Below are 22,126 nucleotides of genomic sequence, written 5' to 3' on the forward strand. Positions count from 1 at the left end.
GCGGAAGTTATGCCAGAAGCTTCACTTCAGGTTCGCTTCAGGCGAGCGCGCGGAGCGGCCGGGTCATGCCCGACTTGCGACGCAGACCGGCCGACAGGCTCCAGCGGGCGCGGCCATGGCGGGCCCGGGTGTCGATGCGCTCGGCGGTGCAGGTGATCAACCAGGTGTTGACGCCGATCGACCGGACGGAGGCCATCGAACGTTCTGGGGCTGGTGACGAAAAGACGGACATGCACTGACTCCTGTAGCAGAACCGAACGCGATGCAGACAACTGCTTGCGACTTCTTTCAGTTCCGGCTTCGAAGTCTGCTGGAGGCCTGTGCGGATTGCCAGCTTCAGATCCCCCGCGAACACGGGCCGAAGGAACAGGTCGACGTGAAGATGGCGCGGTTTGAAGCGTGTGGAAGCCACGAACCCCCCGGGTCTGTGGCGTACCAATCGACACCAGGTGGGACCACCTCCCAGAATGAATTCAAGCAAAGAGGCCACCTGACATGACCCACAAGAACAGCCACTCCATCCACCGCATTTGTAACTTCGCCCGTTTGTTCGGCGCCACCCTGCTGATCGGGCTGCTGAGCGCCTGCAACGGTGGCGGCGACGAATCGCCGGTCCCGTGGACCCCCAGCACGGTGCTGCCTTCCGGTACCGCGACGCCCACCAGCAGCGGCACGCCGACCAGCAACGCACTGACCGCCGCCAACAGCTGCAGCATCACCGCCTTCCAGGCTTCGGTCATCGCCGAAGTGAACCGGCGGCGCGCCAGCACGCAGTCTTGCGGCAGCCGGGGCAACTTCGCCGCCGCGGGCGGCCTGCGTTGGAACGACACGCTGTTCCGCGCCGCCGCGGCCCATGCCAACGACATGGTGACGAACAACTTCTTCGCCCACATCGGCAGCAAGGGCAGCAGCATCAGCGACCGGATCAACGCGATCGGCTACAGCTGGGCCAGCGTCGGTGAGAACATCGCCGCCGGCCAGCCGACCGTGGCGCGGGTGGTCGATGCCTGGATGGGCAGCGATGGCCACTGCGCCAACCTGATGAATCCGGTGATGGAGGAGTTCGCGGTGGCCTGTGTCTACAACACGACCAACCGCTCGAACTACTGGGTGATGGATCTGGCGAAGCCGCGTTGAAGCCCTGACGGTTGCGCTGGGCTATCGTGTGGTGGAAGGTCCAGGGTCTTCCCTCACCTTCGAACACCAGGGGCGCAAAGCCACGCTGCATCGCCCTCACCCTGGAAAGGAAGCGCTACGCTACCGGGTCAAGGCCGTGCGCGAGTTTCTGCAACGCCTGGAGATCGGACCATGAGCAACACCCTCTCGTACCGCGGCTACACCACCAGCATGACCTTCGATCCGGACGACAAGATCATCGTCGGCCGTGTGCTGGACATCGATGACATCCTGTCTTTTCACGGCGAGTCCGTCGGCGAGTTCGAATCCAACTTCCACATGGTGGTGGACGACTACATCGCCGCCTGTGCCCAGTTGGACAGCCCGCCCGAGAAGCCAGCCAGCGGCAAGATCATGCTGCGGGTCGCCCCCACCGTTCACGCCGCGGCGCTCAAGGCAGCCGCTCGGAGCGGAATCAGCTTGAACAAATGGGCCGAGCAGGCGCTGAGCGCCGCAGCGCACTTGCCTGCTGGCCGCTCGACTTCATCAGGCAAGAGCCGCCACGCTTGAGCGCGCTGCGTGCATCGACATCCAGGCTTTGAGCCAGTTTTTACGGGAGGGAAACCATGCAAGACAGAGAGAAAATTCAACCCAGGCGCGGACTTACGTCCTGCAATTGGCAAGCTAATACTCAGCATTCAGGCTGTTACGCCAGCAGGGCGTGACGTCCATATTGAGTTAGCCCGCATCGGGGAAGTCCATGTCACAGTTGAATTTAATTGGCGCTGCAGGCGAGTACTACGTTTGCGCTGAGCTATGTCGCCAAGGCATGCTTGCCGTGCTCACACCTAAGAACAATCCACTGTTTGATGTCGTCGCTACCGCACTCGACGGATCGGCGAGCGTCACGATCCAAGTCAAGACGCGATCCATTCATAATAAGCTTGGCTGGAAGTTGGGTGCGGACATCGCGAACGCAACCAAGTCAAAAGGGCAATTCATTGTCTTGGTAAATCTGCACGAAACCCATCTACCGGATTTCTATGTCTACACTTGCGAGGGCTTGGCGGCTCGTGTCACCGCGATCTATGAGAAGTACATAGCCACGCCGAAGCGTGATGGCACACCGCGCAAGGCAGTTGGGTTCAGATGGTTCGATGAAATCTCGTTTGCACCAGACGATCACGCTCGCAAGAATGATTGGTCGGCAATCGGTCGGGCGCTAAATGCGGGCCAACTCAAACGTTATCCAGACAAAGAAACCACAAAACAATCCCCGAAACTCACCCCCCCTTATTCAACCCCAACCTCTCCACCGCCCTCTTCTCCGCCGCAAACCCCTCCTTGAGACTGCGCCCATAGTCCTCGGCGTCAAGGTAAGTCAGTTCCTGGTCGTATTTCGCCAGCTCGGCGATGTGCGCCGGATCATTCATCGCGGCCTTGAACGCATCGTGCAGCACCGCGACCACCGCCGGCGACATCCCCCGCGGCCCGACCAGCCCGTACGGTGACGTGGCGACGATGCCCAGGCCCAGCTCCTTCAGCGTCGGCACCGTCGGCCAGCGCTTCGTGCGGTGTTCGCCGAAGGTGGCCAGCAGGCGCAGCCGCCCGGAATCGACGAACGGTGCGAACCCGTTGGAGTTGATGCCGACCATCACCTGCCCCGACGACACCGCCAGCATCTGCTCGGACGTGCCCTTGTACGGCACATGCACGTACGTCAGCCCGCGCTTGGCGCACAGCTCGTCGAACACCACGTGCGGCGTCGTGCCCACCCCGTTGGTCGACACCGTCAGCTCGCCCGGATGCGCCTTGGCCCAGGCGAACACATCGTCCAGCGACTTCAGCGCACTGCCACCCGGCACCAGCACGCCGAAGGTCACGCCCGAGATCTGGATGATCGGCGTCGTGTCGCGGATCGGGTCCCAGAGCACCTTCTGGATGTGCGGCGCACGCAGCACGGGCTGCGGCAGTTGCGCGATGGTGTAGCCGTCGGGCGCGGCCTGCTGCAGCACCGGCATCGCCAGCGTGCCGCCCGCCCCGGCGCGGTTGTCCACGATCACCCGCTGGCCCAGCTGGCGCCCGGCCAGTTCGGCCAGCAGGCGCATCGTCAGATCGGTGGCCCCTCCGGCCGGCCACGGCACCCACAGCGTGATCGGCCGTGTCGGAAAACGCTCGCTCGGCTGGGCCATCACCTTGGCGCTGACCGGCCCGAAGGCCGCGGCACTCAACGCGCCCAGCACCTGCCGGCGGCTCATCATTCCCATGACATCAACTCCATCTTCATCACGCCGCCCAGCAGAAAGGTCGAATTGGCCGGCTCGCTGCGCTCCACGCGCACGAGGCCGACGCCTGGGCAGTACCACTCCAGCGTCGTCAGCGGCATGTCCTGCCAGCCTTTGACAGGGTCGGAAAACAGTTTCAGCTTCGCCTCGCCCTGGACCTTGACGCAGCCGTCGAACGCGCCCGCGGGCGTCTCGACCTTCTGGTTCAGCGCCGCGATCGTGTAGACCATCGGCACCGCCGGGTGACTGTGCCGGATCTCGGGCGGGAAATCATTGCGCCTGCGCAGCAGGTAGGTCGTCGTCGAGGCCGGCCAGTTGGTGCCGACCGCAATCGGCGCCTTCAGCACGTAGCGCGGCTGCGGATCGGGCTTGGGCGCGTCCTCCAGGTCGCTCTTGGTGGCGACGCGGTAGACGCCCGTGTCGTCCGCGCGCAGCCAGTAGTCGATGCCGGAGTCGCTGTGGCGGCGGAAGGCCGTGCCGGAGTCGAGCGTTCGGTCGCTGCCTTCGTTGCTGAGCACGACGGTCTCGCGCTCGACGGTGCTGTTCTCCCACTCGCTGCTCAGGCGGTAGGTCCAGCGGTGGCCGGACTCCAGCGGGAAGTAGGACGCCCCCGGCGCCGAGCGGCCACAGCCACTGAGCACGCCAAGCGCGAGGACGGAGGTGCCGACAGCCGCGGCAAGGCGCAGGGCGGCGTGCTTCATTTTTCGGGCAGCTGCGGCACCGGCAGGTCGCGGATCTTCACCACCTGCTCGTCCGAGCCGGGCCGCAGCCAGTTCAGGCCCCGCTTGCCGGCCTTCGGCTCGGTGGTGCCCAGCTGGGTGACGCCCTGGCGGGACTTCTTGATGCCCTCATTCAGCAGCGCGTGCAGGTCCTTGGCGTAGGGCAGCTGGTAGCCACGCGGCGCCTTGACCGGCTTGCCGTTTTCCAGCGCCTGCACCCAGACGAACAGTGCGCCCGACGACTTGGTCGTCGGCTCGTCGAACACCGCGGCCAGCAGCACGAAGCGCTCGGGCAGCGCGTCCGTGCTCGGCCAGCCCCACATCTGGTGGATCGCCTCGTCGGCCCAGAAATAGAACACGCAGACGCCGGCCACCAGCAGCCCCTTGAGCCACACCGGCCAGCGCGACCACAGCAGCGCCAGCACAGCCAGCGTCGCCAGCACCACAAACCCCAAAACCACCGCGAGTGTCATGTCTCGTTGCTCCTGTCCTTGTTGTCGTCGGCCCGCGTCACAGGCGCTGGACCAGCGTGCGCGGCAGCGTGTTGACGCTGCCCACGCTGCCATCGGGCAGCAGCGTGAAGCGCACCAGCGTGGCCTCATCGCCCTTGCGCGCGATCGTGGCCTGTCCGTAATAGGCGATCTCGGCCCGCGGATTCACCTTCAGCACCGACACCGTGGCGGTCACCGGCTGGCCGTCCTTGGTGTCGTAGTAGTGCGCGTTGACGGTGTACTCGCCCGGGGCAATGCCGCGCAGCGTCACCACTTCCTGGTTGATCGGGTTGATGATCTTCTGGCCGTTGACGACGATGGTGTCGTTCGACAGCCCGCGGTCGTCCCGGTCCAGGTGCATCATCCCGGCCTCGCGGGCGCGGAACCAGACGAGGTTGCCGCCGGGGTCCTGCACCCAGGTGTCGATGTCGTTGGGGTTCATGTCCGGCCAGGACACGGTGATGATGTACTCGGCCTTGGCCGGGATGTCGCCGGTCTTCAGCGCCTTCGGGTTCATCGCCAGCAGCGCGATGATGAAACAGAAGACGAAGGCGATCAGCATGTTGAACAACATGTCGTAGAAGGGATCGACCTCCGCCTCCCGCCCGCCGGAGCGGCCCCGCCCGCCGCGCGTGGCCACGCCGTCAGCCCCCGCGGCCGGCGTCGCGGCCGATCGTCAGACCGGCGCGCTGGCAGTCGCTGATGAGGGCGTCGGCGTAGCGGTCCAGCCGGGTGAGCTGCAGGCCGAGCACGATGTTGCCGACCAGCCCGACCATCGTCGTCAGCAGCGCCACGCCCAGCCCGGAGGTCAGGCTGCGCAGCAGGTCCTGCGACTGCGTGGCGTCGAAGCTCTGCATCTGCCCGATCTGGATCGCCAGGATCGAGAAGCCGATCACCTTGCCGAGCAGGCCGAGCTTGAGCTGGATGCCGTTGACCCACCACGCGGTGTGGTGCGGGCCTTGCGCCTGGTCCATCAGCAGATCGAGCGGCGCCCCGGCATCGCGCGGCGCAGCGGCCAGTGCGGACCAGTATTCAGCCGCCCAGCCCTCGACGCCGACCAGCCCCTCGTGCCGGGTCGACATCGCCAGCGTCATCAGCCGGCGCTGGCGCTGCAGCTCCCGCGAGCGGCTGCCGCACCACAGCGTCGAGGCGACGAAGACCACGATGATCACCAGCGTCAGCCCGGTCGGGTCGGAACTCAGCAGCAGGTGCCACACCCCGCGCATCCCGAGCAGCCAGGTCGCGAACACCAGCAGCCCGCCGAGCGTGCACCACTCCAGCAGCAGCGGCTCGTCGACCTGACCCTGCCCGCCCGCGGCGCGCCACAGTTTCGTCAACGCCGTCATGCCGGACCTCCGCCGCCGCGCTTGGTCAGTGCACCGAAGCCGCGTTGCGGGTCATACCCCCAGCTCGCCGCGGCGAAGCACAGCGCCAGCGTCCCCAGCACGATCCACGGCGACAGGCCCGCGTCCTTGCCGTACATCGCGAAGCGCATCCACTCGACGGCGTGCGTGAAGGGGTTGAAGCGCGCGATCTGGTAGACCCAGCCGGCGCCCGACTCCTCCAGCTTCCACAGCGGGTAGAGCGCGGTGGACATGAAGTACATCGGGAAGATCACGAAGTTCATGGTGCCGGCGAAGTTCTCCAGCTGCTTGATGTGCACGCTCAGCAGCAGCCCGAGCGCGCCCAGCATCAGCGCGCTGCACACCGCCGCCAGCAGCAGCTGCGGCGTCTGCGGGCCGATCAGCGGCAGCTCGGTGCCGATCAGCCGCGCGATCACGACAAAGGCCAGCGCCTGCGCCAGCGAGAGCACGGCCGTGGCGGTGAGCTTGGAAAACAGGATCCACGGGCGCGGCAGCGGCGCCGTCAGCAGCAGGCGCATCAGGCCCATCTCGCGGTCATAGACCATCGCCAGGCTGGACTGCATCCCGTTGAACAGCAGCACCATGCCGACCAGGCCGGGCGCGATGTAGACGTCGTAGGGGATGTAGGTGTCATACGGCTCGGCGATCGCCATGCCGAACACATTGCGAAAACCCGCCGCGAACACCGCCAGCCACAGCAGCGGCCGCACCAGCGCCGACACCAGCCGGCCGGTCTGGCGGGCAAACTTGGCGATCTCGCGCCAGACGATGGCGCGCATGGCCTGCAGGGCATGGCCGAGGTTCATGGGCGGGCCACCTTGCAGAGTTTTTCGGGTGCATCGACGCCGAGGGTGTCGAGGTTGTTCTTCGGGTGCAGCACGCCCTCGACCGGCGCCATCGCGACGACGCCCTGCCCGTCCGTCAGCAGCATGGGCTGGCGCAACTGGCCGTCCCAGGCGCGGAAACTCATCGGCGTGCCCTTGGAGCCGTCGAATTCGAGTTCATTCAGCGCCTTGGCGAAGGCGGCCACCGGTCCCTTGGGCACTTCGGTGGCTGCGGTGACGATGGCCTTGCCGGCCATCCACGACGCCCAGTCGTGCGCGGTCATCGGGCGGCCGGTGGTCTTGGCAAAGCGGCGCGACACCTGCGGCGCACCAAAGCGGTCGAACTGCGACGACCACGCCAACGCCGTCAGCCCCGCATCGCCCACCACGGGGCGCGGCAGGCTGGTGCGGTAAGGCAGCGTGCGGGCGAACTCGCCATCGCTGTCCACCACCCAGACCACGTCGTAGGTGGCGTTGCCGGTCAGCAGCTTCAGGTTCGCCAGATCCCGCTCGCGCGGATCGGCCGAGAGCTTGAAGGGCTTGCTCGCCGCCAGCTTCAGGCCGTAGCGCTTGATCGAGGCCTGCGCGGTGGCGCTGCGCTGGGCGTCTGCGGGTGACGGGCCGGTCAGCAGCAACACCTGGCTCCAGCGGGCCGCCGACAGCGTCTGCGCCAGCGCGTCGGTGCGCATCCGTTCGCTGGGCAGCAGGTGCAGCAGGCGCGGTCGGCAGTCCTGCTCGCGCAGGCGGTCGCTGGCGTCGCCCAGGTTCATCACGGGCAGCTTGACGGCGTCGGCCGCAGCCAGCGTCCAGTCGGCGGGCAGGTCGGTCAGCACGACGGCGGCGCCGCCCTTCTCCGCCTTCTGCGCGGCGTCCTTGGCCGCGGCGGCGTTGGCGACCGGCACGGTGTCCAGCGTCAGCACCGCACCGGCGGCCTCCAGCTCGAACTTCGCCTCCTTCAGCGCCACCTGCAGCCCATCCGCGGCGGGGCCGCCCGGGTGGCCGAGGTAGGCGCGCTCGGTGCGGCTGCGCTCCAGGCGCGGGTCGTCGGCGGGGACGAGCAGGGTCAGCTTGAAGGTCGCCGCCTGCGCAGATCCAAGGGCAGCGCCAGCCAGCAGCGCGGCGAACACCGGGCGCTTCATTCGACGATCACCGCGCCATACGGCACGCGGCCCACCGGCAGACTCTTGAGCGGCTTGGCCGTCGCGACATCGACCAGCGTGACGTCGTCCGACAGGCCGTTGACCACCAGCAGCTGTTTCTCGGCCTTGTCGAGCGTGACGTTCCACGCCCGCTTGCCGACCAGCGCCAGCGCGGTCGTCTTGTGGCTGGCCACGTCGACAAAGGCGACATGGTTGGCGCGGCCGAGCGCAACAAAGGCCTGCTTGCCGTCCTTCGTCATCGTGATGCCCACGGGCGTGATGTCGGTCGAACGTGCGCCCTTGACCTCGAACTTGACCGTGTCCGTCACCGACCAATCCTTGGTCGAAATGATGCTGACGCTGGCCGACATCTCGTTGGTCACCCAGAGCTGACTGCCGTCCGGCGTCAGCGCCAGGCGGCGCGGGCGCTTGCCGACCTTGACGTTCTTCACCACCTTGCCGGTGGCCGCGTCGATGACGTGGACCATGTTCGCCACCTCGGAGGTAACCCAGACCAGCTTGCCGTCGGGGGACGCCTTCACGCCTTCCGGCTCCTTGCCGACCTCGACCGTGCGGGTGAACTTGCCGCTGGCGATGTCGAAGAAGCCCAGGGCCGCGTCGTCTTCCTGCGAGATGTAGAGCGTCTTGCCATCCGGCGACAGGTCGAAGGCTTCGGGGTCTTCGCCGATCGCCAGACGGCCGACCGACTTGCGCGTGACCAGGTCGATCACGTCCGCCGCGTTCGACTCGCCGCAGGCGACCATCAGCTTCTTGCTGTCCGAGGTGAGCTGCACGTGGCGCGGGCGCTTGCAGGTCGGCACCGTGCCGGTGACCGCCATCGTCTTCAGATCGATCACGGTCAGCGTGTGGTCCTTCTCGCTGGACACGTAGGCGGTCTGCGCCTGCGCCAGCAGGGACACCGCCACCATCGCGGCGCCCAGCAGGCTGCGCTTGGACACAAGCTTGTTGTTCATCGTCGTCTCCAGAATGTTGTTCAGGCGTTCACCGGGCCGTGGCGCGGATGAAGGCTTCTTCCAGCCCGCCGCCGCCCAGCGCCGCAGTCACGTCGGCCGGCGTGCCGTCGGCCAGCAGCTTGCCTTTGTGCAGCACGACCACGCGGTCTGCTGCCTCGGCCTCTTCGACCAGATGGGTGGCCCACAGCACCGTGCTCTGCCGCTCGGCGACGTCGGCGCGGATGGCGGTCATCAGGTCGCGGCGGGACTTGGGATCGAGGCCGACGGTCGGCTCGTCCATCAGCACCACCTTCGGCCGGTGCAGCAGCGCCCGCACCAGTTCCACCTTGCGCCGGTTGCCGCCGGACAACTCGCGCACCTGGCGCGCCAGGTCCTTGTCGATGCCGAGCGCCACACAGCCGGACTGGATGCGCTCGGTCGCCACCGCCTTCGGCAGGCCATGCAGATCGGCGTGGAAGCGCAGGTTGCGCTCCACCGACAGGTCCAGGTCCAGCGACATCTGCTGGAACACCACGCCGATGTCGCGCAGCGCCCGCACCGCCGAATGGCGCAGTGACTGCCCGGCCACCTCGACCTCGCCCTCGTCGGCCACAAAGAGGCCCGTGAGCACCTGGAACAGCGTGGACTTGCCGGCGCCGTTCGGGCCCAGAAGCGCCACAAACTGGCCCGCGGGCAGCGCCAGCGTCAGGCCGGCCAAGGCCGTGCGGTCGCCGTAGCGCTTGATCAGACCGTTGAGACGCAGCATGGGCAGTGGATCGGTGTGGGAAATGGCACAGCCTGCGTTGTACAGGGGCGAGCAAGCGGCGTCGTGCCCGGACTTACACCGAGGCGCGCGGCCAGATTGTTCCAATTGGCGTTCAGAGATCGATCTCCATCCGGTCCGCGGCCAGCTCCACGCCGTGCCGCGCCAGCTCACCGTGCAGCCGGACGGGGCCGGCATCCCAGTCCGGCATGGCCATCAGCACCTTGCGGCGTGCGCCGACCCGGTCGAGCTGCGCCAGCATGCCCAGACCACCCAGCGCTCCCGGATCGCCGTCGTCCGGCCAGACGTCGACCCGGTCGTCTCCAAGCAAAAGGCAGTCGGCCTGTTGCATCCACTCGACCGCCTCGAAGCCGGCGGCCGCCAGACTGCGCGCGCAGAAGAAGCGCTGCCCGGTCACCAGATCCCGCACGGCCAGCGCGATGGTTTCACCCACCCCACCCGACGCGGGTTGCGCAGCGTGGCGCGGCAGGGGACCGTCGGTCGCGACCGCCGTGAATTCGAGCGTGGGCTGCCCCTCGATGTGGAACACCGCCTCGCGCGACTCACCCGCCACCGGGATGACGTGCCACTGCACGCCGCAGTAGTGCTCCAGCAGCGGCAGCACGGGCAGCGCGTGCGTCAGTTCCTCGAACACCGCCGGCGTCGCGTAGAGATGGATGGGCGCACCATCGCGCAGGCTCAGTAGGCCGGTGACATGGTCCACCTGCGCATCCGTCAGCACGACGGCACGCACGGCCGCGTCCGGCAGACCTGGATGCCGCAGCAGGCGGGCATCGGTCGACAGCTGCGTCGCCACCGAAGGCGACACATTGATCAGCACCCAATGCAGGCCATCGCCTGACAAGGCCACCGCACCCGGCGCACGGGTCGAGTTCGGCCCTGCCCGGGCGCACTGGGCCAGTGGCACGGCTTCGTCGCCGCCTTTGAGTACTACCAGTTTCATGAAGTCCCCCCTCATGGTCTTCACAGTGAACACGCGACTGCATACAGCCGCCTCGTCCGTTTTTTGCAAGAGCCATGCCGATGATTGACGTGCACGTGAACCGCGGTTCCGGGCTGCTACAGGCGGGCGCGGCGCCTCTCCAGGCTCGGAACGTCTTCGATTTCGGCGGTGGCTGGCGCCATGGAAGCAAGTTGCTCCATTGCGGAACAGCATCGTTTCAAACCTGACACAGGGGCAACCCCAATGCAACGGAACTGGACATCGACGGTGTGCCATGTCGCCACGGCCGCCCTGCTGCTGCTGGCCGGACCGGCGTGGGCGGCCAATGCCTGCCCCGGACCGGCGATCCGGGTGCAGTCCGCCGCACCCGGTGTCTGGCTGATTCCCGGCGCACCGGGCGACACCACGGCAGACAACCGAGGCGCCATCTCCAACCTGCTGGCCGTGCGCGAGGGCCGCCGGCTCTGGCTGGTCGGCAGCGGGCCGTCGATCGCCTACGCACGGGCACTGAACTGCCAGCTCCAGCGCATCAGCGGACGGCGGGTGACGGACGTGATCGCGCCATGGCCGCGGCCGGAACTGGTGCTGGGACAGGCCGGACTGGTCGGCGCCCGGCGCTGGGCGCACGAGGACGTGGCCGGCGCGATGCGGGAGCGCTGCCCACGCTGCATCGAGCGCCTGCGCCTGCGCCTGGGGGCGGCCGCCACCGATCTCGCCGACGCCAAGATCGCCCTGCCCGACCACCGCCTGCAGGGCGAACGCGGCACGCTCGGGCCGCTGCGCTGGCAGCGGCTGCAACGCTCCGGCGACACGTCCGTCACGCTCTGGTCACTGCCACGCGCCCACCTGCGCACCGCCCACGGCCTGCTCTGGGCCGATGGCGCACCCGATCTGCGGGACGCTGACACCGACTCCCTGGAACGCGCCTGGCAGCAGCTGGCCGCCGACGTGACCGAGGACGCGCGGTGGGTGCCTGAACAGGGCCCCGTGCTGCCAGCAGCAGCGGCAGCCGCGCACCTGCGCTATCTGCAGGCCCTGCGGTCCGCCATCGACGACGCACAGGCCCGCGGCGCGCCGGAGTCGGATCCGGCACCGGCCTTGCCCGGCGTGTCCGACGTGGTCAACCAGAGCCTGCGCCACCAGCTCAACTGGCAGCACGTCTGGCGCGAGGCCGAAGCCCGCTGGATGGCGGCACCGCTGACACCCGCGGCCAGCAGCAGCCAGTGACGCCAGCGCCAGCGCGGACGCTCAGCGCGGCGTTTTCCAGCGCAGCTTGCGGTAGATGGTGTTGCGGCTGATGCCCAGCTGCTTGGCCGCCACGGAGATGTTGCCGCCCGCCGCATCCACGGCACGCTGGATGGACTGCAGCTCGATGTCTTCCAGCGAGCGGCCTGCCTGATCGTCCACGGGAAAGCCAGCGGCCGGGGACACAGGTGTGGCGTCGAGCGGCGCCATCCGCTGCACCGGCTCCGGCTCTGGCGCCTGCATGGCCACCGCCGGGCGTTGCGCCGAGGCCTGGCGGGCGTCGTCGATGAAGTCGTCCGACAGGTGGTCGCGGCTGATCACCGCATCCCCGGACGCCATGACGCTGGCGGTGCGCAACACGTTGAACAGCTGGCGCACATTGCCCGGCCACTGGTAGCCCTGGAACAAGCGCAGCACGTCCGGGTTCAGGCGCAGGCGGCGGTCCGGGTTCTCGCGCTCCAGGATGCGCTCGATCAGCGGCATCAGGTCGGTGCGCTCGCGCAGCGGTGGCAGGCGCACGGCCAGCCCGTTCAGGCGGTAGTACAGGTCCTCGCGGAAGGTCTTCTGCTCGATCATCTCGCGCAGGTTGCGGTGCGTGGCGCACACCAGCATCACGTCCACCGACACCGCCTTGGCGCTGCCCAGCGGCGTGACCTGACGCTCCTGCAGCACGCGCAGCAGGTGCGCCTGCAGCGTCAGCGGCATGTCGCCGATCTCGTCCAGGAAGAGCGTGCCGCCGTTGGCCTGCACCAGCTTGCCCACCGCCCCCTTGCGCCGGGCGCCGGTGAACGCACCTTCCTCGTAGCCGAACAGTTCGGCCTCGATCAGCGTCTCGGGGATCGAGGCACAGTTCACCGCCACGAAAGGCTGGCGGGCGCGTTCGGAGTCCTGGTGGATGGCACGGGCCAGCAGTTCCTTGCCCGTGCCGGTCTCGCCCAGGATGAGGATGGGAATGTCGCGGTTGATGACGCGGCGGATCTTGTCCACCAGCGTGCCGACCTGCGCATCGCCCGTGATCAGGCTGGCCAGACCGGCACGCTCGGTCGATGCTGCAGGCGGTCGGGCGGACGGCTCGCGCGCCGGCGCCGACGCTCCCTGCGTCTCGTGGGTGGGCACGACATCACTGACCGGCGAAGCCGCCTCCATGCCATGCCACACCGGCCAGTTGAAGCGGGCATGCACGTGGAACTGACGGCCGTTCGACAGCTCGACCGGCTGCGGCTGTGCCAGCGGCGAGCGGAAGCGGTCCACCAGCGCCGACACGCTGGTGCCGAACAGCGTGGACAGCGAATGCATGCGCAGCGCCGCCCCGCTCAGGCCCAGCTGCTCCAGCGCGCCGCGGTTGGCGCCCACCAGCTTGCCGTCCTGACTCACCGCGAGGATGCCCTCCATCAGCGTGCCGATGAACTCGACGCGGCTGTGGAAATGCAGGCGCATCACGTTGCGGTAATCGTCGGTGAGCCAGTGGTTCTCGATCATCCGCGCGCTCATCTTCACCAGCCCCATCGTGTGCTGGTGGTAGGTGCGCTGGTCGCCGGACACATCCAGCACGCCGAGAATGTTGCCGCGCGGATCGAGGATCGGCGCGGCCGAGCACGTCAGGAAGTGGTTGGCGTGCATGTAGTGCTCGTCCGCATGGACGAGCGTGGGCGATTCCTCGATCAGCGCCGTGCCGACCGCGTTCGTGCCCTTGGACTGCTCGGACCAGTTCACGCCGGGCTGCAGCGCGACCTTCGAGGCGCGGGTCAGGAAGTCGTGGTCGCCGATCGAATGGATGATCGTGCCGGTGGCATCGCACAACACCACCATCGAGTCGCTGTTGACGATCTGCTCGAACAGCATCTCCATGACCGGCGCGGCGTGGGCGTAGAGGCGCTGGTTGCGCTCGCGGGCCACGACCAGGTCCGAGCGGCCGAGCGGGGAGAAGTCCAGGCGCTCGATGCGCGACAGGCCGAGGGCGGCGCAGCGCTCGTGCGAGTTGTCGATCTTCGAGACGTGGGTGTGGTCCAGTGGCAGCGCCGACGCGATCGGCCGGCGCACATCGCCCTGCGTCGCACGCAACCGCAACCCTGCCGAAGCGGGTGTGTAGGGTCCTGCCATGGTCTTGTCTCCTGTCTACTCTGCCAATCAGCGCTGCCGGACCACCCCATTGTCGTCCGACTGTCACTGTCATCTATTCGCACACGTTAGCCGTTGCGGCTGTCACAGCGGTGGAAAATCTCCCGAGCTGCCGCGCAATTTCGAAGCAACTACGGCGTACCACCTCCGGACAGACCCTTGTTTCAAGGCCGTATCCGGGACCTTGTCCGTGCTTGGCACAGCGATTGCAGAAACGATGCCAACCCCCTTTGAACAGACACTCTCTGGAGACAACGAATGGCACGAGGCAACCTCTTCCGCGCAGCAATCCTGGCCGCTTTCTGTGCCGTGGCCGGTGGCCCGGCCATGGCCCACGGCGATGTGACACCACAGGCCGTGGACACGACCAGCCTGCCACAACTGGGCGCCGACTGGCGCGCTGAAAACCCGTACCGCAAGAACGACAAGGCCGCGGCCATCGGCTCCTCTGCCTTCAACCAGAACTGCGCACGCTGCCACGGCCTCGAAGCCATCTCGGGCGGCATCGCCCCCGACCTGCGCAAGCTCGACAACGATTGCGCCCCAATGAAGGACGAGAAAAAGCGCAATGCCTGCGTCAAGGAAATGGACGACTACTACCTGAGCAGCCTCCGCCACGGCAAGGTACGCAATGGCGCGGTCTACATGCCTCCGTTCGAAGGCGTGTTCAGCCAGGAAGCCATGTGGGCCATCAAGTCCTACCTGGAAACCCGCCGCGAAAAGCCGCTGCCCTGACCCTGCCGGCGTCTTCACGAGGTCCGTAGCACGGGTTCACTGACAGAATCCGGCTCCGGGCCTCGCCCGTTTTCCAGACCCCAGACCACCGCCCGCCGCCTGCAGCGCGGACCAGGAGACAGACATGAGCCACTCCAACAACGACAAGGCGCACGACCGCCGCGCCTTCCTCGGCAAGACCTCGACGCTGGCGCTGGGCGCGCTCGGCGGCCTGCTCGGCGTCGGCAGCGCCCACGCCGAGGACAAGACTGGACTGGCCCGCGTGCGTGAACGCGGCCGCCTGACCGTCGGCATCTACAACGACCTGCCGCCGTTCCATGTCAAGGGCCAGGGCATCGAGATCGAGCTGGCCAAGGCACTGGCGGGCACGCTGGGCGTCGAGGTGTCGCTGCTGCCCTTCCCGGCCGACGACAACATGAACGACGACCTGCGCAACATGGTCTGGAAGGGCCACTACCTCGGCTACGGTCCGGCCGACGTGATGCTGCACGTCCCGGTCGACCGCCCGCTGATGCAGGACAACCCGAAGGTCAGCATCTTCGGGCCGTACTGGCGCGAGCGGGTCGTGGTCGCCCGCGATCTGGTCAAGCTGCCCCAACTGGACTCCCTGGAGCCGCTGCGCCAGGTGCGCTCGGCGGTGCCGGGCCTCTCGCTGGCCGGCTGGCTGATGATCGGCGCCGACGACGGCGCCCTGCGCGAGAAGCTGATCACCAAGGTCGACGACGGTGTGGCGGCGGCGCGGATGCTGCAGCGCGGCGAGGTCGCCGCGGCGGCGGGCCTGCGTTCGGAGATCGAGTCCGTGCTGCGTGGCGATCCGCGTTTCGCGATCGCGCCGATCCCGATGCCGCGGGCGCCGAAGGACGGCTGGGCGGTTGGCATGGCCGTCAAGAAGGAAGCCACCGATCTGGCCGAAGCGCTGCAGGCGGGCCTGAACACGCTGGGCGAAAAGGGCGAGCTGAAGGCCATGTTCGCGCGCGCCAATCTGGCCTGGCAGCGCGTCTGACCTCCACGCTCCTGGGGCGCGGATAATCCCGCCCCATGGAAACCTTTGACGTCGTCATCGTTGGGGCCGGCGCCGCCGGCCTTTTTTGCGCCGGTCGTGCCGGCCAGCGCGGCCAGCGGGTGCTGCTGCTCGACCACAGCCCCAAAGTCGCCGAGAAGATCCGCATCTCCGGCGGTGGCCGCGCCAACTTCACCAACCGCGATGTCACGCCGGCGAACTTCCTCTCGGACAACCCCCGTTTCTGCCGCTCGGCGCTGGCCCGCTACACCCCGGGCGACTTCATCGAACTCGTCCAGCGCCACGGCATCGCCTTCCACGAGAAGCACAAGGGCCAGCTCTTCTGCGACCGCAGCGCCGAGGACCTGATCACGATGCTGCTGCGCGAGTGCGACACGGGTGGCGTGGTGCGGCGCCAGCCCTGTGGTGTGAAGGCGATCCGGCAGCGCAGTGGTGAGGCTGGCGGGTTCGAACTCGATACCGATGCCGGCCCCGTGCAGGCATCGCGGCTGGTGATTGCCACCGGCGGCCTGCCCGTGCCCAAGATCGGCGCGACCGATTTCGGCCTGCGCATCGCGAAACAGTTTGGCCACACCCTGATTGAGCCGCGTCCGGCGCTGGTGCCGCTGACCTTCGATCCGGTGCAGTGGGCGCCGTATGCGGCGCTGTCGGGTGTGGCACTGCCGGTCGGCATCTCCACCGGCAGCGGCAAGGCGCGCACCACCTTCCTCGAAGACCTGCTGTTCACCCACCGCGGCCTGAGCGGCCCAGCCGTGCTGCAGATCTCCAGCTTCTGGCGCCCCGGCCAGGCGCTGCAGATCGATCTGGCCCCCGGCGTCGACCTCGGCGCGCGGCTGCTGGCCGCCAAGCAGTCTTCGCGGCGCCAGCTCGGCAACGAATTCGCCGCCCTGCTGCCCACGCGACTGGCCGAGGCCTGGCTGCAGGGCGCCGGTCTGGATGCCCAGCGCCCGATGCCCGACTGCAAAGACAAGGACCTGCAGGCGGTGGCCCAGCGCGCCCGCGCCTGGGACGTGACGCCGACCGGCGATGAAGGCTGGAAGAAGGCTGAAGTGATGGCCGGCGGCGTCGACACCCGCGAACTCAGCTCGCAGACGCTGGAGAGCAAGCGCGTGCCGGGCCTGCACTTCATCGGCGAGGTGGTCGATGTCACGGGCTGGCTGGGCGGCTACAACTTCCAGTGGGCCTGGGCGAGTGCCGCCGCCTGCGCGGACGCTTGCGCGACAAGCTGATTGATTTCCACCAGCTCCAGCAAACTCACCTATAATCCAAGGCTTTGCTGGCAAAGAAGCCTGTTCGAGTCGGCGACACCAGGGTTTCCGGAACCCCGCGTCGGCCACCGAGGGCATAAACCGAAGGATCTTTCAGTTCATGACGACCATCCGAGTCAAGGAAAACGAGCCGTTCGACGTTGCACTGCGTCGCTTCAAGCGCACCATCGAAAAGCTGGGCCTGCTGCCTGACCTGCGCGCTCGCGAGTTCTACGAGAAGCCCACGGCCGAGCGCAAGCGCAAGAAGGCTGCCGCCGTCAAGCGCCACTACAAGCGCGTGCGCTCGATGCAGCTGCCCAAGCGGCTGTACTGAACCCGGTGTACTCTGCACAGCGCGCTGTGCAGATGCCACCAGCGTTCGACGAAAGTCCAGAACCCGCGCGGGACGCCGTTGCGGGTTTTGTCGTTTCCGGAACCGATGTATTCAGGACCCTCCCGGTCCGCACAGGATGCCCCCATGAGCCTCAAGGACCAGATCACCGACGACATGAAGACCGCCATGCGCGCCAAGGACACGGCCCGCCTCGGCACGATCCGCCTGCTGCTGGCCGCGTGCAAGCAGAAGGAAGTCGATGAGCGCGTGACGCTGTCGGACGCCGACGTGGTCGCCATCGTCGACAAGCTGATCAAACAGCGCAAGGACTCGATCACCCAGTTCACCGCAGCGGCCCGCATGGATCTGGCCGACAAGGAAAGCGCCGAACTCGTGGTGCTGGAGGCCTACCTGCCGAAGCGCCTGAGCGCCGACGAGATCGACGCCGCCGTGCAGGCCATCGTCACCGAGCTGGGCGCCACGGGCCCCGGCGACATGGGCAAGGTCATGGGCGCGGTGAAGCAGCGTCTGGCCGGCAACGCCGACATGGGACTGGTCTCCGCCGCCGTCAAGCGCGCGCTGACAAAATGACGGGCACTTTGCCGCGTACTTCCGGAGCCACACCATGAGCACTTCCCTGCCGATCCAGCGCATCGCCGCCGACGTCTGCGTCTCGCCGCAACTCACGCCCGCCGCCATGGCCGACGTGGCCGCGGCCGGCTTCCGCAGCGTGATCAACAACCGCCCCGACTTCGAGCACGGCCCGGACCAGCCGACCAGCGCCGCCGTCGAGACTGCCTCGCTCGCAGCCGGCCTGCAGTACGCCCACCTGCCCGTCGCCGGCGGCTACCAGAGCCCCGAGGAGATCGCCCGCTTCGCCGCGCTGATCGCCGCGATGCCGCGCCCGCTGCTGTGCTTCTGCCGCAGCGGCGCCCGGTCCACCAAGCTCTTCATGGCGGCGACCCAGCCAGGCTGAGGCCGCTCCAGAGCCCGTTGGTGACAGCGTGGCACGCCAGGGTGCTCCATCCTGCGTGCTGCCGCTTCGTGCTGCGTAGTCGTAACACCCGATGTGCCAGATCGGGATTTTCAAGTGTGATACGGCCTGAAAAACGGAGACCCTGCGCTGTGCCCCACCACCCCACACCACTGCACCGCACCGGCCGCGACCCGGCCGGCACCGGTTCGTGCGACCGCCTGGAGTCGCCTCGATGAAGCGCCTGCTGTCTCTGGCCCATGCCGTCGACCGCCTCACCGACCTGTTCGGCGTGGTGGCGAAATGGGCGGTGCTCGCCTCGTGCCTGATCAGCGCCGGCAATGCCCTGATCCGCTACTTCTTCAACAACAGCTCGAACGGCTGGCTCGAGATCCAGTGGTACCTCTTCGCCGCCTGCGTGATGCTGGGCGCGGCCCAGGTGCTGCGGGTGAATGAACATGTCCGGGTCGACCTGCTCTACGGCCGCCTGTCCGCGCGTGCGCAAGTTCTGGTCGATCTGTTCGGTCTGGTGGTCCTGCTGCTGCCGGTGATCGGGCTGATGTCGTGGATGACGTGGGAGCTATTCCTCAGCAGGTTCCTGTCCGGCGAGATGTCGAGCAACGCGGGTGGCCTGATCCGCTGGCCGGCCGTGCTCATGCTGCCGCTGGGGTTCGGACTGGTCTGCCTGCAGGCGCTGTCTGAAATCGTCAAGCGGGTGGCCTGGCTCAACAACCAGTACGACATGGACACGCACTACGAGAGGCCCCTGCAATGAGCATGGAGCACTTCCCGCCCCTGATGTTCCTGGGGCTCATCCTCATCATGCTGATCGGGTTTCCGGTCGCCTTCTCGCTGGCAACGCTGGGCCTGGGCTGCGGGCTCTACGCGATCCACATGGGCTGGTTCCAGCAGGCCTTCCTGTCGAACGTGCCGCTGAACATCTTCGGCATCCTCTCGAACGACCTGCTGCTGGCGATTCCCTTCTTCACGCTCATGGGCGCGCTGCTGGAGAAATGCGGTCTGGCCGAGGACATGCTCGACTCGATGGGCCAGCTCTTCGGCCCGGTCAAGGGTGGCCTGGGCTACTCGGTGATCATCGTCGGCTTCATCCTCGGCGCCATCACCGGCACCGTGGCGGGTCAGGTCATCGCGATGGCGATGATCTCGCTGCCGGTCATGATGCGCTACGGCTACAACATGCGCTATGCGACCGGTGTGCTGGCCGCCTCCGGCACCATCACGCAGCTGGTGCCGCCGTCGCTGGTGCTGGTGGTGATGGCCGACCAGCTCGGCAAGCCGGTGGGCGACATGTACAAGGGCGCCTGGGGTCCGTCGATCCTGCAGATCCTGATCTTCGTCGCCTACACCTTCCTGGTGGCCCAGTTCAAGCCGGAATGGGTGCCGGGCGTGCCCAAGGAAGCGCGCACCCTCCAGGGCTGGGCGCTGTGGGCCAAGTGCCTGCGCGGCATCATCCCCTCGGCCGTGCTGATCTTCGCCGTGCTGGGCAGCATGGGCGGCCTGCCCGGCATGAACACCGCCATCTGCACGCCGACCGAAGCCGGTGCGATGGGTGCCGTCGGCGGCCTGGTCCTGGCGGCCCTGCACCGCCGCCTGAGCTGGTCGCTGCTGCAGGAGGCCATTCTTGGCACGATGCGCCTGACCGCCATGGTCGTGTTCATCCTGATCGGCTCGCGGATATTCTCGCTGGTGTTCCTCGGCGTGGACGGCGGCGTCTGGATCGAACACCTGCTCACGGGTCTGCCGGGCGGCCAGGTCGGCTTCCTGCTCGTGGTCAACGTGTTCATCTTCTTCCTCGCCTTCTTCCTCGACTTCTTCGAGATCGCGTTCATCATCCTGCCGATGCTCGGCCCGGTGGCGGACAAGCTGGGCATTGATCTGGTCTGGTTCGGCGTGCTGCTGTGCGTGAACATGCAGACCTCGTTCATGCACCCGCCCTTCGGCTTCGCGCTGTTCTACCTGCGCGGCATCTCGGACACGCTGTTCAAGAACGGCTCCATCCCGCGCAAGGTCGAGTCCCGCGACATCTACATGGGCTCGATCCCCTGGGTGATCATGCAGCTCGTGCTGGTGGTCGTCGTGATCTTCTTCCCGGCGACGGTGACGTCCTTCCTCGACAAGCCGGTCGTGGTGGACGAGAGCAAGGCGACCGAGCTGCTGCAGGAGGTGGACCGCGGCACCAAGTCGGACAACAACGACGACGCGATCCGTTCCATGCAGCAGGGCGCGGGCGACAAGGCCAAGGAAGAGGATCCGATGGCCGCCTTCAAGGACCTGCCGAAGGACGGCGACAAGAAGTAAGGCGTCCGCAGCCGACCGTCCCCCGGCGGCGGCAACCACTGCGTCACATGCGGGCGCGCTTTCGTTGATAAGCTCACCGAATGCGCGCCCGTTTTTCATTCTGTTTCCAGCTTTCACAGCTGTCCCAGCTCGCCGCGCTCGCGGCATTCGGTCTGCTCGCTGGCTGCAGCACGCCGACACCACTCCAGCCCCCACCCGCCGTCGCCACACCCGCGTGGCACGCCCCCCTGCCCCACGGCGGCCAGACGGGCCAGCTCAGCGCCTGGTGGTCGCAGTTCGATGATCCGCTGCTGCCCGCGCTGATCGGCGAGGCACAGGCCGCCCACCCTGTGCTGTCGCAGGCGCTGGCCCGTATCCAGCAGGCGCGCGCCAGCCAGCGCGTGGCGGCGTCCGCCGGCTGGCCCACGGTCGGCGCCAATGTTCAGGCGCAGCGCGGCTCGACCGCGGCCACGAACTTCACCACCGTCAGCCAAGCCAGCGCCGTCGTCGATGCCGGCTGGGAGATCGACCTGTTCGGCGGCGTGCGCCACGGCGTCGAGGCCGCCCGCTCTCGCGCCGAGCAGGCCGAACTCGGCTGGCACGAGGCGCGGGTCTCGCTGGCTGCGGAGGTAGCCCAGACCTATGTGGCGCTGCGGGCCTGCGAAGCCGCGGCAGCGCTCTACACCCGCGAAGCCGACTCGCTCGGCCGCAGCAGCGCGCTGGTGCAGAAAAAAGCCGACGTGGGCTTCGAGGCCCCCGCCAATGCCCGCCTCATTCAGGCCAGCGCCGCGCAGGCCCGTGACCGCGTCACCGTGCAGCAGACTGAATGCACCCTGACGGTCCAGGCGCTGGTCCTGCTGACCGGCGTGGACACCCGCGCGCTGCGCACACGGCTCGCACCACGCACCGCGACACTGCCGAAGCCGGCCGCGTTCACGCTGAGCACCCTGCCCGCCGCCACGCTGACCCAGCGGCCCGACCTCGCCGCCGCCGAGCGCGACCTGCAGGCCAGCGCCGCCGAGGTGGGCGTGGCCGACGCGGCGCGCTGGCCCCAACTGACCGTGAACGGCAACCTCGGCATCGGCCTGGTGCGCACCGGCGGCAGCACCTCGGACGCCGTGACCTGGGGCTTCGGGCCGAACCTGTCGCTGCCGATCTTCAACCGCGGCCGGCTGCAGGCGCAGGCCGATGCGGCCCGCGCCCGCTACGACGAGGCCCGCGCCGGCTACGCGCTGAAGCTGCGCACCGCGGTGCGTGAAGTCGAGGAAGCACTGCTGCGGCTCGACGCCAGCCAGCGCCGCGAGGCCGACGCCCGCACCGCCGCCGAAGGGCTGCGCAGCTTCTTCACCAGCACCGAGGAACGCGCCCGCCTCGGCGCCGCCAGCGTGCTCGAAACCGAAGACGCCCGGCGCCAGACGCTGTCGGCCGAATCCGCGCTGCTGGCGCTGCGGCGCGAGCAGGTCGCCGCCTGGATCAGCCTCTACCGCGCCGTCGGCGGTGGCTGGACCCGCGAGAACAACACCCCTTCGTGACACCC

The 22,126-nt window shown here is 67.8% G+C and carries 26 protein-coding genes; 14 read left to right on the forward strand and 12 right to left on the reverse strand.

Going from position 1 to position 22,126, the window contains the following annotated elements:
• Positions 1-37 precede the first annotated feature (37 nt).
• A complete protein-coding gene (locus AABN02_RS15390; protein ID WP_338415806.1) occupies positions 38-232 on the reverse strand; it encodes a hypothetical protein in 195 nt (64 codons plus the stop codon).
• A gap of 263 nt (positions 233-495) precedes the next feature.
• On the opposite strand from AABN02_RS15390, the gene AABN02_RS15395 reads away from it, so the two are divergent.
• From AABN02_RS15395 to AABN02_RS15410, 4 genes are all read left to right on the forward strand, one after another.
• A complete protein-coding gene (locus AABN02_RS15395; RefSeq protein ID WP_338415807.1) occupies positions 496-1,137 on the forward strand; it encodes a CAP domain-containing protein in 642 nt (213 codons plus the stop codon).
• Positions 1,138-1,168: 31 nt separating this feature from the next.
• The gene (locus AABN02_RS15400) at positions 1,169-1,312 is read left to right on the forward strand and encodes a hypothetical protein (RefSeq protein ID WP_338415808.1); all 144 of its coding nucleotides are present in this window, start codon (positions 1,169-1,171) and stop codon (positions 1,310-1,312) included.
• Entirely contained in the window at positions 1,309-1,686 is a 378-nt protein-coding gene (locus AABN02_RS15405; protein ID WP_338415809.1) for a type II toxin-antitoxin system HicB family antitoxin, read from the forward strand. The genes AABN02_RS15400 and AABN02_RS15405 overlap by 4 nt, the downstream gene beginning before the upstream one ends.
• A 190-nt stretch (positions 1,687-1,876) precedes the next feature.
• Complete coding sequence (locus tag AABN02_RS15410) at positions 1,877-2,464, forward strand: hypothetical protein (protein ID WP_338415810.1); 588 nt, start codon at positions 1,877-1,879, stop codon at positions 2,462-2,464.
• Here the strand turns inward: AABN02_RS15410 and AABN02_RS15415 are convergent.
• The 10 genes from AABN02_RS15415 to AABN02_RS15460 form a co-directional block, all read right to left on the reverse strand.
• Positions 2,400-3,374 carry a tripartite tricarboxylate transporter substrate binding protein gene (locus AABN02_RS15415; RefSeq protein ID WP_338415865.1) on the reverse strand — a complete coding sequence of 325 codons (975 nt, stop codon included), beginning with the start codon at positions 3,372-3,374 and terminating at the stop codon, positions 2,400-2,402. The two genes, AABN02_RS15410 and AABN02_RS15415, sit on opposite strands and share 65 nt — an antisense overlap.
• Entirely contained in the window at positions 3,374-4,102 is a 729-nt protein-coding gene (locus AABN02_RS15420; RefSeq protein ID WP_338415811.1) for a hypothetical protein, read from the reverse strand. Before AABN02_RS15420 ends, AABN02_RS15415 begins: the two co-directional genes overlap by 1 nt.
• Complete coding sequence (locus tag AABN02_RS15425) at positions 4,099-4,593, reverse strand: hypothetical protein (RefSeq protein WP_338415812.1); 495 nt, start codon at positions 4,591-4,593, stop codon at positions 4,099-4,101. The genes AABN02_RS15420 and AABN02_RS15425 overlap by 4 nt, the downstream gene beginning before the upstream one ends.
• Before the next feature lie 37 nt (positions 4,594-4,630).
• Positions 4,631-5,251, reverse strand: a complete 621-nt coding sequence (locus AABN02_RS15430) for a hypothetical protein (RefSeq protein ID WP_338415813.1) — start codon at positions 5,249-5,251, stop codon at positions 4,631-4,633.
• Between the two features lie 4 nt (positions 5,252-5,255).
• Positions 5,256-5,957 carry a hypothetical protein gene (locus AABN02_RS15435; protein ID WP_338415814.1) on the reverse strand — a complete coding sequence of 234 codons (702 nt, stop codon included), beginning with the start codon at positions 5,955-5,957 and terminating at the stop codon, positions 5,256-5,258.
• Positions 5,954-6,781, reverse strand: coding sequence for an ABC transporter permease (locus AABN02_RS15440; RefSeq protein ID WP_338415815.1), 828 nt, complete (start codon positions 6,779-6,781; stop codon positions 5,954-5,956). Before AABN02_RS15440 ends, AABN02_RS15435 begins: the two co-directional genes overlap by 4 nt.
• On the reverse strand, positions 6,778-7,938 hold the full coding sequence (locus tag AABN02_RS15445) for a branched-chain amino acid ABC transporter substrate-binding protein (RefSeq protein ID WP_338415816.1): 1,161 nt from the start codon (positions 7,936-7,938) through the stop codon (positions 6,778-6,780). Before AABN02_RS15445 ends, AABN02_RS15440 begins: the two co-directional genes overlap by 4 nt.
• Positions 7,935-8,912, reverse strand: coding sequence for a PQQ-dependent catabolism-associated beta-propeller protein (locus tag AABN02_RS15450; protein WP_338415817.1), 978 nt, complete (start codon positions 8,910-8,912; stop codon positions 7,935-7,937). Before AABN02_RS15450 ends, AABN02_RS15445 begins: the two co-directional genes overlap by 4 nt.
• A 28-nt stretch (positions 8,913-8,940) precedes the next feature.
• On the reverse strand, positions 8,941-9,657 hold the full coding sequence (locus AABN02_RS15455) for an ABC transporter ATP-binding protein (protein ID WP_338415818.1): 717 nt from the start codon (positions 9,655-9,657) through the stop codon (positions 8,941-8,943).
• A gap of 112 nt (positions 9,658-9,769) precedes the next feature.
• Positions 9,770-10,618: an MBL fold metallo-hydrolase gene (locus AABN02_RS15460; RefSeq protein WP_338415819.1), complete on the reverse strand. Its 849-nt coding sequence runs from the start codon at positions 10,616-10,618 to the stop codon at positions 9,770-9,772.
• 243 nt (positions 10,619-10,861) lie between these two features.
• Here AABN02_RS15460 and AABN02_RS15465 point away from each other — a divergent pair, with 243 nt between their 5' ends.
• Positions 10,862-11,845 carry a hypothetical protein gene (locus tag AABN02_RS15465; RefSeq protein ID WP_338415820.1) on the forward strand — a complete coding sequence of 328 codons (984 nt, stop codon included), beginning with the start codon at positions 10,862-10,864 and terminating at the stop codon, positions 11,843-11,845.
• Positions 11,846-11,866: 21 nt separating this feature from the next.
• On the opposite strand, the gene AABN02_RS15470 is transcribed toward AABN02_RS15465, so the two are convergent.
• The gene (locus AABN02_RS15470) at positions 11,867-13,963 is read right to left on the reverse strand and encodes a sigma-54-dependent Fis family transcriptional regulator (protein WP_338415821.1); all 2,097 of its coding nucleotides are present in this window, start codon (positions 13,961-13,963) and stop codon (positions 11,867-11,869) included.
• A gap of 276 nt (positions 13,964-14,239) precedes the next feature.
• Between AABN02_RS15470 and pedF the strand changes: the two genes are divergently transcribed.
• The 9 genes from pedF (at position 14,240) to AABN02_RS15515 (ending at position 22,121) form a co-directional block, all read left to right on the forward strand.
• A complete protein-coding gene (gene pedF / locus AABN02_RS15475; RefSeq protein WP_338415822.1) occupies positions 14,240-14,716 on the forward strand; it encodes a cytochrome c-550 PedF in 477 nt (158 codons plus the stop codon).
• Positions 14,717-14,840: 124 nt separating this feature from the next.
• Complete coding sequence (locus AABN02_RS15480; RefSeq protein ID WP_338415823.1) at positions 14,841-15,719, forward strand: ABC transporter substrate-binding protein; 879 nt, start codon at positions 14,841-14,843, stop codon at positions 15,717-15,719.
• Between the two features lie 35 nt (positions 15,720-15,754).
• Positions 15,755-16,966: an NAD(P)/FAD-dependent oxidoreductase gene (locus tag AABN02_RS15485; protein WP_338415824.1), complete on the forward strand. Its 1,212-nt coding sequence runs from the start codon at positions 15,755-15,757 to the stop codon at positions 16,964-16,966.
• A gap of 139 nt (positions 16,967-17,105) precedes the next feature.
• Positions 17,106-17,318, forward strand: a complete 213-nt coding sequence (gene rpsU, locus AABN02_RS15490) for a 30S ribosomal protein S21 (protein WP_179635735.1) — start codon at positions 17,106-17,108, stop codon at positions 17,316-17,318.
• 144 nt (positions 17,319-17,462) lie between these two features.
• On the forward strand, positions 17,463-17,909 hold the full coding sequence (locus AABN02_RS15495) for a GatB/YqeY domain-containing protein (RefSeq protein ID WP_338415825.1): 447 nt from the start codon (positions 17,463-17,465) through the stop codon (positions 17,907-17,909).
• Positions 17,910-17,943: 34 nt separating this feature from the next.
• Positions 17,944-18,294 carry a TIGR01244 family sulfur transferase gene (locus AABN02_RS15500; protein WP_338415826.1) on the forward strand — a complete coding sequence of 117 codons (351 nt, stop codon included), beginning with the start codon at positions 17,944-17,946 and terminating at the stop codon, positions 18,292-18,294.
• Between the two features lie 232 nt (positions 18,295-18,526).
• Positions 18,527-19,066, forward strand: coding sequence for a TRAP transporter small permease subunit (locus AABN02_RS15505; protein ID WP_338415827.1), 540 nt, complete (start codon positions 18,527-18,529; stop codon positions 19,064-19,066).
• Complete coding sequence (locus AABN02_RS15510; protein WP_338415828.1) at positions 19,063-20,610, forward strand: TRAP transporter large permease subunit; 1,548 nt, start codon at positions 19,063-19,065, stop codon at positions 20,608-20,610. The genes AABN02_RS15505 and AABN02_RS15510 overlap by 4 nt, the downstream gene beginning before the upstream one ends.
• Positions 20,611-20,690: 80 nt before the next feature.
• Positions 20,691-22,121: an efflux transporter outer membrane subunit gene (locus AABN02_RS15515; RefSeq protein ID WP_338415829.1), complete on the forward strand. Its 1,431-nt coding sequence runs from the start codon at positions 20,691-20,693 to the stop codon at positions 22,119-22,121.
• The last annotated feature ends 5 nt before the right edge of the window (positions 22,122-22,126 follow it).

Origin of the sequence: uncultured Sphaerotilus sp. (assembly GCF_963924895.1) — a bacterium.
Classification (GTDB): domain Bacteria; phylum Pseudomonadota; class Gammaproteobacteria; order Burkholderiales; family Burkholderiaceae_C; genus Sphaerotilus.

What these genes read in the sequence shown, in the direction of transcription:
- AABN02_RS15390 (WP_338415806.1), bottom strand. Translation starts at nt 232, where the DNA reads ATGTCCGTCTTTTCGTCACCAGCCCCAGAACGTTCGATGGCCTCCGTC.
- AABN02_RS15395 (WP_338415807.1), top strand. Translation starts at nt 496, where the DNA reads ATGACCCACAAGAACAGCCACTCCATCCACCGCATTTGTAACTTCGCC.
- AABN02_RS15405 (WP_338415809.1), top strand. Translation starts at nt 1,309, where the DNA reads ATGAGCAACACCCTCTCGTACCGCGGCTACACCACCAGCATGACCTTC.
- AABN02_RS15410 (WP_338415810.1), top strand. Translation starts at nt 1,877, where the DNA reads ATGTCACAGTTGAATTTAATTGGCGCTGCAGGCGAGTACTACGTTTGC.
- AABN02_RS15415 (WP_338415865.1), bottom strand. Translation starts at nt 3,374, where the DNA reads ATGAGCCGCCGGCAGGTGCTGGGCGCGTTGAGTGCCGCGGCCTTCGGG.
- AABN02_RS15420 (WP_338415811.1), bottom strand. Translation starts at nt 4,102, where the DNA reads ATGAAGCACGCCGCCCTGCGCCTTGCCGCGGCTGTCGGCACCTCCGTC.
- AABN02_RS15425 (WP_338415812.1), bottom strand. Translation starts at nt 4,593, where the DNA reads ATGACACTCGCGGTGGTTTTGGGGTTTGTGGTGCTGGCGACGCTGGCT.
- AABN02_RS15435 (WP_338415814.1), bottom strand. Translation starts at nt 5,957, where the DNA reads ATGACGGCGTTGACGAAACTGTGGCGCGCCGCGGGCGGGCAGGGTCAG.
- AABN02_RS15440 (WP_338415815.1), bottom strand. Translation starts at nt 6,781, where the DNA reads ATGAACCTCGGCCATGCCCTGCAGGCCATGCGCGCCATCGTCTGGCGC.
- AABN02_RS15445 (WP_338415816.1), bottom strand. Translation starts at nt 7,938, where the DNA reads ATGAAGCGCCCGGTGTTCGCCGCGCTGCTGGCTGGCGCTGCCCTTGGA.
- AABN02_RS15450 (WP_338415817.1), bottom strand. Translation starts at nt 8,912, where the DNA reads ATGAACAACAAGCTTGTGTCCAAGCGCAGCCTGCTGGGCGCCGCGATG.
- AABN02_RS15455 (WP_338415818.1), bottom strand. Translation starts at nt 9,657, where the DNA reads ATGCTGCGTCTCAACGGTCTGATCAAGCGCTACGGCGACCGCACGGCC.
- AABN02_RS15460 (WP_338415819.1), bottom strand. Translation starts at nt 10,618, where the DNA reads ATGAAACTGGTAGTACTCAAAGGCGGCGACGAAGCCGTGCCACTGGCC.
- AABN02_RS15465 (WP_338415820.1), top strand. Translation starts at nt 10,862, where the DNA reads ATGCAACGGAACTGGACATCGACGGTGTGCCATGTCGCCACGGCCGCC.
- AABN02_RS15470 (WP_338415821.1), bottom strand. Translation starts at nt 13,963, where the DNA reads ATGGCAGGACCCTACACACCCGCTTCGGCAGGGTTGCGGTTGCGTGCG.
- pedF (WP_338415822.1), top strand. Translation starts at nt 14,240, where the DNA reads ATGGCACGAGGCAACCTCTTCCGCGCAGCAATCCTGGCCGCTTTCTGT.
- AABN02_RS15480 (WP_338415823.1), top strand. Translation starts at nt 14,841, where the DNA reads ATGAGCCACTCCAACAACGACAAGGCGCACGACCGCCGCGCCTTCCTC.
- AABN02_RS15485 (WP_338415824.1), top strand. Translation starts at nt 15,755, where the DNA reads ATGGAAACCTTTGACGTCGTCATCGTTGGGGCCGGCGCCGCCGGCCTT.
- rpsU (WP_179635735.1), top strand. Translation starts at nt 17,106, where the DNA reads ATGACGACCATCCGAGTCAAGGAAAACGAGCCGTTCGACGTTGCACTG.
- AABN02_RS15495 (WP_338415825.1), top strand. Translation starts at nt 17,463, where the DNA reads ATGAGCCTCAAGGACCAGATCACCGACGACATGAAGACCGCCATGCGC.
- AABN02_RS15500 (WP_338415826.1), top strand. Translation starts at nt 17,944, where the DNA reads ATGAGCACTTCCCTGCCGATCCAGCGCATCGCCGCCGACGTCTGCGTC.
- AABN02_RS15505 (WP_338415827.1), top strand. Translation starts at nt 18,527, where the DNA reads ATGAAGCGCCTGCTGTCTCTGGCCCATGCCGTCGACCGCCTCACCGAC.
- AABN02_RS15510 (WP_338415828.1), top strand. Translation starts at nt 19,063, where the DNA reads ATGAGCATGGAGCACTTCCCGCCCCTGATGTTCCTGGGGCTCATCCTC.
- AABN02_RS15515 (WP_338415829.1), top strand. Translation starts at nt 20,691, where the DNA reads ATGCGCGCCCGTTTTTCATTCTGTTTCCAGCTTTCACAGCTGTCCCAG.